Raw genomic sequence first — 12700 nt, 5'->3', positions numbered from 1 at the left:
AACGGAGCCTATTGACATAAGTGTCAGCAAAGCCTCTCCTGCGGCAAAATACGGGAGAGAAACGATGGCGACTCTGGTAAGAGACGTGGCGCAACAGACGGTCGATCCACTCGACGTGAGCCGCTCCGAACTCTACCGCGACGACCTCTGGCAGGCGCCATTCGCGCAACTCCGCGCCGAGGCCCCCGTCCACTATGTCGAGCAGTCCGACTACGGCCCCTATTGGTCGGTCTCCTCCTACAAGGGCATCGTCGAGGTCGAATCCCTCCCCGACCTCTACTCCTCCGAGGCCGGCGGGATCACGATTGCCGATTTCGTCGCAGAGCGCGACGTCCGCATGCCGATGTTCATCGCGCGCGATCGCCCGGTACATACCGGGCAGCGCCGCACGGTCGCGCCCGCCTTCACGCCGAGCGAGATGACCCGGATGTCGGGCGATATCCGGCGGCGGACCGCCGACATGCTCGACAGCCTGCCATGGAACACGCCGTTCGACTGGGTCGATACCGTCGCGATCGAACTCACCACGCAGATGCTCGCGATCCTGTTCGACTTTCCCTGGGCGGACCGGCGGAAACTGACGCTGTGGTCGGACTGGGCGGGCGATATCGAGATCGTCAAGAACGAGGAACTCCGCGGCCAGCGGCTCGCGCACATGTTCGAATGCGGGTCGTATTTCAAAGGCTTGTGGGACGCGAAGATCGATAAGGATCCGACGCCCGACCTGATCTCGATGATGATCCACTCGGATGCGATGAGCCACATGGATCACAACGAGTTCATCGGGAACCTCATCCTGCTGATCGTCGGCGGCAACGACACGACGCGCAATTCGATGTCGGCGCTCGCCTATGGCCTCGACAAGTTTCCGGAGTCGCGCGCGAAGCTGGAGGCGGACCCGACGCTGATCCCCAATGCGGTGAGCGAGATCCTGCGCTGGCAGACCCCGCTCGCGCACATGCGCCGCACCGCGACGGCGGACGCGGAGTTGATGGGGCAGCAGATCAAGGCCGGCGACAAGCTCGCCCTCTGGTACATCTCGGCGAACCGCGACGAGAGCGTGTTCGGCGACGATGCGGACGCCATCGTGGTGGATCGCCCGAACGCGCGGCGGCATCTGGCATTCGGCCACGGCATTCACCGCTGCGTCGGCGCACGGCTGGCCGAAATGCAGATCGCGATCCTGCTAGAGGAGATGGCCGCGCGACGGATGCGGATCAACGTGCTCGCCGAACCGACGCGCGTCGCTGCGTGCTTCGTCCACGGCTATCGCACGCTACCGGTGGAAATCAGTAAATACTGAGGCTTGGCGTAACCTTATCGGGTGGTTCGGCCGTACCTATATCCGAACCATGGAGACGAACATGACCCAGGACCGCCGCGCTTTCCTTACGCTAGCCGGAGCAGGCGTCGCCGGCTTCGCGCTCTGGGGCTGCACGTCGCAACCCGCGCAGGCCGCCGAGCGGTTCGAGGTGACGCTGACCGACGCGCAGTGGCGCAAAAAACTGTCCCCCGACGCGTACAACACGCTGCGCAAGGAAGCGACGGAAGTGCCCTATTCCAGTCCGCTCAACGGCGAGCATCGCGCGGGGATCTTTTCCTGCGCCGGGTGTGCGTTGCCGAACTTCTCGTCGAAGACCAAGTTCGAAAGCGGCACCGGCTGGCCGAGCTTCTGGCAGCCCTTGCCGAATGCGGTGCGGACCCGGGTGGATTCGACGATGGGGATGGCGCGGACGGAAGTGCATTGTCGCCGCTGCGGCGGGCATCTCGGCCACGTGTTCGACGACGGCCCGAAGCCGACGGGCAAGCGCTATTGCATGAATGGCGACGCGCTGACGTTCAAGCCGGCGTAACCGGCGGCGCGGCGTTCGTACCGCGCAATGACGAAGACAAGATACGGTCAGTCGCTGATGGTCCAACCCAGCTTCGGCTGGTTTCCGCGGATCGGTTGTGCGGCCTTGAGCGTCGTCTGGAAATCCGTCGCCGGTCGTGCGGGAGCGCTTGCTCGCATCGGCATCGTCATGCGCGTCGGCATCATGCTCCTAGATGGCATCATGCTCCTCGGTGGCATGGTGCTGCGCGGTGGCAGGGGCACCAGCGCAAACGTCGGCGCGGCCGGTGTCGATCGCGATGGCGTGGCCGATGCGGCACCGATACCGAAACCCGAAACGAAGACGGACCGCCCGTACTCGTCGACGTGATCGGCGATCGGTACGCCGGGTTGCGTACCGTCAGGACCGCCGAGGATCCGGAGTAGTTCGCCCACATCGGCGGTGTAGCAACTCCGGCGGCGCTTCGATCGGCACGTGGCAGGGTCTGCGGGGCTGCGGCTGGGTCGTGCATAGAGGTCCGCCGTGCCTAGGCCGGGCGTTCTGCGCTCCCACCCGCCGAGCAACTCGACGTAGGGATACCCCAGGTCACGCGCCATTTCGGCGGCGCGGTACATTGCGAGGTCGATCGCTTCGCCGCGATGCGTCGTGACCGACACGCGCCAGGAGCCGTCCTTCTCGACGCTGTCCTTGTAACCGAATTTGTAGCCGATCGGGCCCCAGCGCTTCATCGGACCATAATAGGGGGCGTCCGCGGCATGGGCTGCGATCGGTGTCGCTGCGGAGAACAGCGCCGCAGGTAGGAGCAAGCAAAACCAGTATCGCATCGTCGTTCCCCTCGGGATGCGACGGACGTAGCGCGATCGGGTTAACGTTGCGTAGCCTCGGGGCTAGAGCATCGGCGTAGCGCCGAAAGGATTACTGCGCCTCGTTCACCAGCGTGAAGATGCCGCGGGGGTCGGTCGGACCATGCTGGATCGTCGCAAGCTGCGCAGCATTGGCGCGCTGCGTAGCGGAGACGGTGTGGGTCGCACTGGCCATCTGGAACGAAGGCTGCGTAGGCGCATCAAGCATGTCGCCAGCAGGCGCGTGGCCCGAATAGATGAAACCCTTTGTCGGATAGGCCGAGGTGCCAAGGTCGCCCTGCGGGCCGTACCAGACCTTGACCATGCTCCAGTCACCGGCGGGCGAGACGTCAACCGCGCGAACGTTGGTCTCGATCGCGCCGGGGCGCGACCAGTTGGCGTGGGTAAGGAGGACTTCACGGTCGCTGACCACCTTCGAGACCATTGCGACATGGCCGACGCGCATCCGCGAGGTCGGCGAGAAGGCGAGGACCGAGCCGGCCTTCGGGGTGTGGCCGCGCTCGTAGCGACCCTCGGCCTGGCTCCACCAGGTGTTGGCGTTGCCGCGGATTTCGATCCCCGAAACCGAGCGGGCGAACGTCACGCACTGCCAGAACTGAGCCGCAGCAGGGGTGGCCGTCATCAGGCCGCACGATACCACCAGCGCAAAACGCGCTGCTAACGCCTTGAAATTCATCGAGACCCCCCGGCCAAAACCCGTTTGTCGCATTCTGGCTACGGGAGGTTCGATTTAATTGGAACCCGTGCGGGAACCATATCCGACGAAACGTGTTACCGCGCCGACCAACGCCCCGGATGGGCGCTCAAGGCGGCTCAGTTCATGAGTTTCCAACCGGTTATGCGGTCCACCGTGACCTGCGTGACCGCATGATAGCCCGGCCGCGCCTTGCCGTAGATCTCCATCGCCAGCTTGTGGCCCCAGTCGCCCGAGTCCATCATCTGCTGGAACAGCGGCGCGACGAATTTACGCCGACCCTGCGAGGTCAGGAACTGCTCGGCCGACGCATCGGCAGGCGCATAGTGATTGGCGAGCGCGAGTTGCAGCCAGGCGAAGCGGATCTCGGCATTGCCGGTGGTGTTCCAACCGAACGCGGTATCGAGCGTCTTCAACCGCTCGGCCGGGAGTTTGCGCGGCAATTGCGTGATGAACCGCGTGATCTCCTGCGTTGTAGCCTTGCCGGGCACGCCCGAGACGGGACCGCCGGCCGCATACGCCTTGGCCGCCGCATCGACCGCGGGGAACGCGGCGGACGTCACGTGCACCGCGTTCCCCGGGATGCCGGGGCTGTAGACCCACGCGTCGACGCCGATCGTCTTGGCTTCGGCGGGAGTCAGCAGCTTCGATTTGAGGTCGGCGAGAAAGCCGGCGCTGGTCTGCGGCTGGAAGGCGTGGCGGTCGAAATAGCTGCGGAGATACGCGTCCCACCGGGCACGGCCGACCTGTTTCTCGATCGTGCGGAGGAAGGCGGCGCCCTTGTCGTAGGCGATCTGCGTCATGCCGTCGTCGGGATCGCGCGATGCGTCGAGATCGAGGTGGAGTTGCGTGTCCTTCGCGGCGGGGCCACCGGCCTCCTTCACCGCGGCGAGCATGTCGGTCCAGGCGAGGTCGGCCTCCATGTCCGCGCGGCGCTTGCCGTAGAGCGCTTCCATGATCCGGTTCTCGAAATAGCTGGTGAAGCCTTCGTTGAGCCAGAAATCGTCCCATGTCGCGTTCGTCACGAGATTGCCCGACCAGCTGTGCGCGAGTTCGTGCGCGATCAGCGAGACGAGGCTGCGGTCGCCGGCGATCGCGGTCGGCGTGGCGAAGGTGAGCGTCGGGTTCTCCATGCCGCCGAACGGGAACGACGGCGGCAGGACCAGCACGTCGTAGCGGCCCCAGCGATACGGGCCGTACAGCCCTTCGGCGGCGGCGACGAACTTCTCGAGCTCGCCGAACTCGTACGCGGCCTTGGGGAGCGTCGCGGGTTCGGCCCAGATGCCGGTGCGGGGGCCGGTCGACTTGAACGCGATGTCGCCGACCGCGAGCGCGATGAGGTAGGGCGCGACGGGCTTGTCCATCTTGTACTGGAACGTGCAACGATCCGCGACACAGGTCTTGCCGGCAGCGTCCGCGACGCGGTCGCCGCTCATCACTGCGGTCAGCTGCTTGGGAGCGGCAATCTTCGCTTCCCAGGTCTGGCGGATGCCCGGCGAATCCTGCGTCGGGATCCAGCTGCGGTTGAGGATCGCCTCACCCTGGCTGAACAGGAACGGCTGCGTCTTGCCCGCGGTCTGCGCAGGGGTCAGCCATTGCAGCGCCTTCGCGTCGGGCGACGAGGCATAGGCGATGCGGATCTTCTTCGCGCCGTTGAGCGTGACGGTCAGTGGCGCGCCGTGGACCTTGTCGACCGCGCCTACCGAGTAGGGGAGCGGCTTGCCGTTCGCGTCAGTGATGTTGACGATCTTCAGGCCGTTGTCGTCGAGCACGACCTGTTTCGCGCCCGGTTTCGCCAGGATGTCGAGCGTCGCGATGCCGCGCATGACGTGGGTGTCGAAGTCGGCGGCGAGATCGAGCGCGACATGCGTGACGCGCGCCTCGGCGGGGCGGGCATAGCTGTGCGGGTCGTGCGCGTCGGGGGTGGTGAGGATTGGTGCGATCGTCTGCGCGACGGCGGGGGATGCTAGGACGAGACCAAGGGCGGTGGCTAGAGCGGGGATGCGCATGGGAACTCCGATGTCGCCGTTCCAAGGGGAAGGCCAAGCATCGGTCCTACCGCCTTGCCACCCTCGCTGGAAGAGCAGCGGTCACCGTCCTGCTCCCCCCCCTGGAAGGGAGGGGTTGGGGGTGGGTCGGTCTGTTAGCTGACGGAACGCTGCCCAAGCGGCCGACCCACCCCCGGCCCCTCCCTTCCAGGGAGGGGAGAAGTATCAGCGGTCGGCAGCCGGTGTGGCCAGCCGCGCCAGCCTTGCCTCATGCTCCACCCGCCCGAAGGGAAACCGCGAGAAGAAGTACGCCGAGACGCACGCCAGCACGATGTAGAGGCCGGCGTAGATCAGCGTCAGCCGGTCGATCGTGGCGACCGGTACCGTCCCCGGCATGGCCTTGGCCGGGAACCCCGCCACCGCGAGGATCATACCGGCGAAGAAAATCCCGATCCCGCTCGTGCATTTCTGGACGAAGAACGAGCCCGCGAAGAACACGCCTTCGGATCGCCTGCCGGTCTTCGCCTCAGAATCCTCGACAACGTCGGCCATCATCGACGCGCCGAGGATGAACCCGGTGACGTTCGACGCGGTGCCCAGGATGAAGAACCCGAACAGCATCGGCAGCAGCGTGGGCTCGCCGACGTCGGGAAACACGCCGAGCATCCGCAGCCAATAGGGCGACGTGTTGAGCGCCGCGCCGAGCAGCACCGCGCCCATCGCTGCCTTGGGCTTGCTCCCCGTCCTGCCGAGCCGGGGCGCGGCGAGGAACGCGAGGAACACGCCCGAGAACAACGCGATCGTCAAATAGACGAACACCGGCCCCTTGAAGCCCCACACATAGGTGTAGAGGTAGTTCGACATCGCGTAACTGATGCCCTGGATCGTGTACGCGCAGACGCCGGCCGCCATCAGGATCGCGAACGCGCGGTTCTTCACGGTCTGGCGGAGTTCGGCGAAGGACTCGCGCAGGGTCTGCTTGGCGATCGGCGGGTTCGGCAGATGCCTGATCTCGTGATGCGTGCCGAGCGCGGAGACGAGGATCGCAACGCCGATGAAGATCGCCCCCGCCAACGCGAAGCCGCCGTATCCGGCGCGATTGAGCAGCCCGTTCGGGAACGCCGCGGTAGGCGCGAGGAAATACTGGTACGCCGACAACAGCATCAGCAATCCGCCGACCCAGCCGAACAGGTACCGATACGCCATGATCCGCGTCCGCTCGTCATACCCCGAGGTGAGTTCGGGCGTCAGCGCGACCGAGGGGACCTCATAGCAACTCACTGCACTGCGCACGATCACCGCCATCGCGAACAGCCAGACCAGCGTCTGCGGCTCGGACATCACCGAAGGCGGGTTCCACAGCAGCAGCCAGCCGACCATGATCGGCAGCGCAGACGCGTACATCCACGGATGCCGCCGCCCCCAACGCGTCCGCGTGCGATCGGAGAAAAAGCCCACCGCCGGATCGACGAACGCATCGATCAGCAACGCCATCATGATGACGAGGCCGACGGTCGCGGACGGCAGCCCGACGACCTGGTTGTAGAACAACAGCAGGAACGTGCCGAACCCGGCATCCTTCACTCCGTACGCGACCGCGCCGAAGCCGTAGCTTGCCATCGTGCCGTTGGAGAGGCGGCGGGCGGGTGCGCTCATGACGCGGCGGTCATTTCAGCTTGTCGAGCATGGCGAACAGCGAGGGTTGCGCGGGGTCCCAGCTCGGGCGCGTGCCGATCGTCATGCCGCCGTCGACGAGGATGTGCGTGCCGGTGATGAAGCTCGCGTCGTCGCTGGCGAGGAACGCGACCGCGGCAGCGATGTCCTCGCCGGTGCCGGGGCGGCGGATCGGCTGTGCGTCGGCGGCAATATGCGCGATCATCGCGTCCGCCTGCGTCGTCTTGGCGGCGTCGAGTTCGAGCGTGCGCGTGAAGATGTTGGTGACGATGAAGCCGGGCACGACGGCGTTCACGCGGATCTTGTGCTGCGCGAGATCCGCGGCGGCCTGCTTGGTGAGGTGGAGTACGCCGGCCTTGGCGGTGGAATAGGCGGTCGGCGCATAGCCAGTGCCAAGCGCGGATACCGACGAGGTGTTGACGATCGCGCCGCCGCCGCGCTTGGCCATCAGCGGTGCTGCGTAGCGGATGCCGAGCGCGACCGAGCGGAGGAGGAGTGCCTGGGTTCGGTCCCAATCCTCCGGACTGATCTCGCCGATCGGGTCGCGCGAGCCGCCTGCGCCGGCGTTGTTGAACAAGATGTCGAGCCCGCCCGCATCGTCGGCGGTCTGCATCAGCGCTTCGATACCGCCCGCTTGGAGCACGTCGGTACGCTGGAACATTATGCGGCCGCCGGATGCGTCGGCGATCGCGTGGCCGCCGGCTTCGTCGATGTCGCCGATCAGCACGGTGGCGCCTTCGTCGGCGAGTCGGAGTGCGGTCGCTCGGCCGATGCCGGACGCGCCGCCGGTCACGACGGCACGCTTGCCTGAAAACCTCACACGCTCTCTCCTAGCTTTTGGCGAGCATAGTACGGGCTTTGCACTCGTCAATGACGGCTGGTTCGAAAAACGGGTTTGCGGCGGGCGGCGCTCGGCGATACCAAGCGGGCAAACATTCGGAGGACGCGTGATGGATACGACCAACCTGTTCCGGCTCGACGGCCGCATCGCGCTGATCACCGGCGGCAGCCGCGGGATCGGCAAGATGATCGCCGTCGGCTTCATCGCGCAGGGGGCCAAGGTGTATATCTCGTCGCGGAAAGCCGATGTGTGCGAGGCGGCGGCCGCGGAACTCGGGCCGAACTGCATCGCGTTGCCGCAGGACGTCTCGACCGTGGCGGGGTGCAAGGCGCTCGCCGCGCAGTTCGCCGAGCATGAGTCGCAGCTCGATATCCTCGTGAACAACGCGGGCGCGGCATGGGGCGTGCCGTTCGAGGAGTTTTCCGAGGTCGGCTGGGACAAGGTCATGGACCTGAACGTCAAATCGCCGTTCTTCCTCACCCAGGCGCTGCATGCGGCGTTGAAGGCCTCGGGCTCGCGCGCGAAGCCGGCGAAGGTGATCAACATCACGTCGATCGACGGCCAGCGGCTGAACCCGTGGGAGACGTACAGCTATCACGCGTCGAAGTCGGCGCTGATCTACCTGACGAAGCGGATGGCGGCGCGGCTGGTGACGGACTCGATCAACGTCACCTCGATCGCACCGGGGGCGTTCGCGAGCGACATGAACAAGGCGGCGCGGGATCATGGCGATGCGGTGGCGCAGGGGATTCCGGCGAAGCGCGTCGGGGTGGACGAGGATATGGCGGGCGCGGCGATCTACCTTGCGAGCCGCGCGGGGGATTATGTGATCGGGGAGACGATCACGGTGGACGGCGGGCTGGTGCACGCTTCGCTGGGCACAAGCATCGACGCCTGACTTCTGATTCCCTCGCCCCTCCGGGGAGAGGGAGGGAGGAGCACTTGCGACGGAAGGGAGAGGGGCGTTGGGATCAGCCGTCCCGAGCCCCACTCCCCTCTCCCTTCCCACGGCAAGTGCCGCGGGCCCCTTCCCTCTCCCCGTAGGGGCGAGGGAGTTTGGCTACTGGGCGACTGCGGGCGGTCGCGATCCGACGCCGGGCAGGTCCCAGCGGTCCATCGTGATCGCCGAACAGGCATACGTTGCGCGGTTCATGATGCTGGCGGGGCGCAATGCTGCACCGAGCGCAGGCTGCGACGCCGTCAGCGTCCGGCGCGCATCCTCGATATGCGAGGCGTAGGCGAGCGTGCTCACGGTATCGCCGGTCTTCAGCTTTGCATCCACGACGGGAACGAAATCGCCGAGATACACGACCGCACCGGGATCGACGTGAAAGGTCGGCGCGCCGAAGCAGTAGCTGGTCGTCGCAACCTTGGCGACGACCGCGGTCGAGGCAATCACGTAATCGCCCGGCGTGACCTTGAGGACCTGCACCTCGTACGGCGCCTTGCGATCGGCACTTCCCGCAGCGACCTCATAGATGGTCTTGTCGCCGGTCTTCTTCCAGTCCTTGCGGCGGTACAGCAGGTCGCGGCCGGCGACGTCGTACCGCGCCAACTGGACGAGCGCGGAGCGACCGGCGCTGACTGCGTCGGGTCGGCGAAACGCCAGGACGACCGCCGCCTCTCCGGGGCCGAGCACGAACGGTGCCTTCGGATCGACCTTCTTGCCGAGGAACACCGAGCCGGGGCCAAAGACCGGTGCATCGAGATTGAAGACGGGATCGACCGGCTGGGTGAAGCTGGCGCGCTCGGTGACTTTGCCGTCGACCTGCGCGGCGCCGACGATCCCGTTGAAATAGCTCGAGCGCTGATCGTCGGTCATCGTCTTCAGCCGTGTCGCGGTGGCCGCCGGCACCTCGACCATCCGCCAGCCGTCGATCAGCAGGCAGTTGCGCCGGTTCGCGCGCCGCTGCTGCCCCTCCGCGATCGCACCCGCCAGCAGACCGCCCAAGCCCCCGCCGATCCCTGCCGCAACCGGCGAGACGAGCGCCGGGTTGTACGAATAGGGGATCGATCCCGATGGCGTCCGCGATCCGCGCGCGATCAGGCGGCAGCGTTGCCAGGCGGCGTCATAGTCCGCGCGCGTGGCGCCGGGGCGGTTGTAGAAATGATCGTCGCTGAGGTCGCGCGCCGAATCCTTGGCGATCTCCTCGGGCGTGTCCCGCGGATCGACGGCGGGCGATTGCGGGACGGGCGCTGGCTTTGTGCCGCCATAGGGCACCGGCATCATCGCCTGCGCCTGAACCACATTTGCCGCCAGACACGTCGCCAGCGCGCACGCGACCACCCGTTTCCCCGTCATCCTGCCCCCCCGTTTCTATCGGTTCGACGGATCATAATAACGGATGGTCCGGCCGCAAGACGGAAATTGCGGTCCGAGGGGGCGCCGGTTTCTACCGGGCGATACCCCCCGCCGCCAGCACGGCCAGCGTCACGAGTTCGCTCGCCGTCGACGTCATCGGCGCGACCTGGACCGGCTTTTCCATGCCGATCAGCATCGGGCCGATCACCGAATCCCCGCCCAGTTCGCGCAACAGCTTCGCCGAGATATGCGCGGACTGGAGCCCCGGCATGATCAGCACGTTCGCCGGGCCTGAGAGGCGCGCGAAGGGGTAGTTCGCCAGCTGCTTCGGGTTCAGCGCGACATCCGGCGCCATCTCGCCTTCATACTCGAAGCCCACCTTCCGGCCGTCGAGCACCGTCACCGCATCGCGGATATTGTCGAGCCATTCGCCCTTCGGATTGCCGAAGTTCGAGTAGCTGAGGAATGCGACGCGGGGTTCGTGGCCCATCCGCCGCGCGACTGCCGCGGTCTGTTCGGCGAAGTCTGCCAGTTGCTGCGCGGTCGGGCGTTCGTTGACGGTGGTGTCGGCGATGAACACGGTGTGGCTCTTGCCGATGAGCAGGTGGATGCCGAACGGCGTCTTCCCCGCCGCCGGGTCGATCACGCGATAAATCTGGCGCATCGTCTCGCCATAGGTGCGCGTGATGCCGGTGATCATCGCGTCGCCTTCGCCGAGCTGGAGCAGCAGCGCGCCGAAGATGTTGCGGTCCTGATTGACCATGCGCTCGCAATCGCGGCGCAGGTATCCGCGACGCTGGAGCCGCGAATACAGGAAGTCGACCATCCGCGGGACGAGCGGCGAGACGCGGCTGTTATGGAGTTCGAAGCTCTCGGGATCGGTGACGCCCAGCGCGCGCAACCGGTCGGGCACGTCGTCGCGACCGACGAGGACAGGCGTACCATAGCCGCCTTCCTTGAACGCGATAGCAGCGCGGAGGACGACCTCTTCCTCGCCCTCCGCGAAGATCACGCGCTTGGGATGCGCGCGGGCGCCCTCGTACGCCATCGAAAGGACCGAGGTGGTCGGGTTGAGGCGTGCGCGGAGAGAATGACGATACGCTTCGATATCGAGGATCGGCTTGGTCGCGACGCCCGAGGCCATCGCCGCCTTGGCGACCGCGACAGGGACGACTTCCATCAGCCGCGGATCGAACGGCGCGGGGATGATGTACGCCGGGCCGAAGCTGTGGCTTACACCGTATGCCGCGGCAACCTCCTCGGGCACGCGTTCGCGCGCGAGTTCGGCGATCGCGTTGGCGGCGGCGATCTTCATCGCGTCGTTGATACCAGTCGCGCGGACGTCCAGCGCACCGCGGAAGATGAACGGGAAACCGAGTACGTTGTTGACCTGGTTTGGATAATCCGAGCGCCCGGTCGCGACGATCGCATCGGGACGCGCGGCCATCGCCAGTTCGGGGCGGATCTCCGGCTCGGGATTGGCCATCGCGAAGATGATCGGCGCGGGGGCCATGTCCTTGACCATCTCCGGCGTCAGCGAGCCCGCCGCCGAGAGCCCCAGGAACACGTCGGCCCCGACCAGCGCCTCGGTCAGCGTGCGCGTTTCGGTGATCGCGGCGTGGGCGGACTTCCACTGGTCGACGCCCTCGCGCCCCTGGTAGATCACGCCTTTGCGATCGCAGAGGATGACGTTGTCGCCGCGCACACCCATCGCTTTCACGAGTTCGGTGCAGGCGATCGCCGCGGCGCCGGCGCCGTTGACGACGATCTTGACCTCGGACAGCTTGCGCCCGGTGAGCAGGCACGCGTTGATCAGCCCGGCGGCGGTGATGATCGCGGTGCCGTGCTGGTCGTCATGGAAGACCGGAATGTTCATCCGCTCGCGCAGGGCCTGCTCGATGATGAAGCATTCGGGCGCCTTGATGTCCTCGAGGTTGATCCCGCCGAACGTCGGCTCCATCAGCTCGACCGCGTCGATGAAGCGGTTCACGTCCTCGGTCTTCAGCTCGATATCGATCGCGTCGACGTCGGCGAAGCGCTTGAAGAGGACCGCCTTGCCTTCCATCACCGGCTTGCTAGCGAGCGGCCCGAGATTGCCCATGCCGAGGATCGCGGTGCCGTTCGAGATCACCGCGACGAGGTTCCCCTTCGCGGTATAATCGTAGACGGTCGCGGGATCGTCATAGATCGCCTGCACCGGCACCGCGACGCCAGGCGAATAGGCAAGCGCGAGATCGCGCTGCGTCGCCATCGGCTTCGACGCGATGATCTCGATCTTCCCCGGACGGCCTTCCGAGTGGAAGAGCAAGGCTTCGCGTTCGGAGAATTGCAGCGTTTCGTCGGACATGGGCGGGGCCTCTCTCTGTGGCCTGTGTCTTTACGCAGACGATGCCGCTTCGTCACCCCGGACACTTCGCCCATGTTCTCCAGCGAACGCAGGAGCCCAGGATCAAGCAGCACTGTCCCCTCGAACCCTGGCCTCCTGCGTGCGCAGGAGAACGGCAGC

General features: G+C 66.2%; 10 protein-coding genes. 3 read left to right on the top strand and 7 right to left on the bottom strand.

Going from position 1 to position 12700, the window contains the following annotated elements:
* Positions 1-64: 64 nt before the first annotated feature.
* The gene (locus AC1MH0_RS14285; RefSeq protein WP_480963323.1) at positions 65-1303 is read left to right on the top strand and encodes a cytochrome P450; all 1239 of its coding nucleotides are present in this window, start codon (positions 65-67) and stop codon (positions 1301-1303) included.
* A 61-nt stretch (positions 1304-1364) separates the two neighbouring features.
* Complete coding sequence (gene msrB, locus AC1MH0_RS14280; protein WP_480963322.1) at positions 1365-1853, top strand: peptide-methionine (R)-S-oxide reductase MsrB; 489 nt, start codon at positions 1365-1367, stop codon at positions 1851-1853.
* Positions 1854-1900: 47 nt separating this feature from the next.
* On the opposite strand, the gene AC1MH0_RS14275 is transcribed toward msrB, so the two are convergent.
* From AC1MH0_RS14275 to AC1MH0_RS14255, 5 genes are all read right to left on the bottom strand, one after another.
* Positions 1901-2638, bottom strand: coding sequence for a hypothetical protein (locus tag AC1MH0_RS14275; protein WP_480963321.1), 738 nt, complete (start codon positions 2636-2638; stop codon positions 1901-1903).
* Positions 2639-2747: 109 nt separating this feature from the next.
* Positions 2748-3371 carry a CHAP domain-containing protein gene (locus tag AC1MH0_RS14270; protein WP_480963320.1) on the bottom strand — a complete coding sequence of 208 codons (624 nt, stop codon included), beginning with the start codon at positions 3369-3371 and terminating at the stop codon, positions 2748-2750.
* A gap of 137 nt (positions 3372-3508) precedes the next feature.
* Positions 3509-5398, bottom strand: coding sequence for a M1 family metallopeptidase (locus AC1MH0_RS14265; RefSeq protein WP_480963319.1), 1890 nt, complete (start codon positions 5396-5398; stop codon positions 3509-3511).
* 204 nt (positions 5399-5602) lie between these two features.
* Complete coding sequence (locus tag AC1MH0_RS14260) at positions 5603-7033, bottom strand: MFS transporter (RefSeq protein WP_480963318.1); 1431 nt, start codon at positions 7031-7033, stop codon at positions 5603-5605.
* 10 nt (positions 7034-7043) lie between these two features.
* Positions 7044-7871: an SDR family NAD(P)-dependent oxidoreductase gene (locus AC1MH0_RS14255; protein WP_480963317.1), complete on the bottom strand. Its 828-nt coding sequence runs from the start codon at positions 7869-7871 to the stop codon at positions 7044-7046.
* A 130-nt stretch (positions 7872-8001) separates the two neighbouring features.
* On the opposite strand from AC1MH0_RS14255, the gene AC1MH0_RS14250 reads away from it, so the two are divergent.
* Positions 8002-8790, top strand: coding sequence for an SDR family NAD(P)-dependent oxidoreductase (locus AC1MH0_RS14250; RefSeq protein WP_480963316.1), 789 nt, complete (start codon positions 8002-8004; stop codon positions 8788-8790).
* A gap of 162 nt (positions 8791-8952) precedes the next feature.
* Here the strand turns inward: AC1MH0_RS14250 and AC1MH0_RS14245 are convergent, their stop codons facing one another.
* Complete coding sequence (locus tag AC1MH0_RS14245; protein WP_480963315.1) at positions 8953-10194, bottom strand: hypothetical protein; 1242 nt, start codon at positions 10192-10194, stop codon at positions 8953-8955.
* Positions 10195-10285: 91 nt separating this feature from the next.
* Entirely contained in the window at positions 10286-12541 is a 2256-nt protein-coding gene (locus AC1MH0_RS14240; RefSeq protein WP_480963314.1) for an NADP-dependent malic enzyme, read from the bottom strand.
* Positions 12542-12700 lie beyond the last annotated feature (159 nt).

The organism is Sphingomonas sp. AP28, from assembly GCF_056680455.1.
Note: the sequence above shows the minus strand (reverse complement) of the source record. Positions and strands in the feature narration are given on the sequence as shown.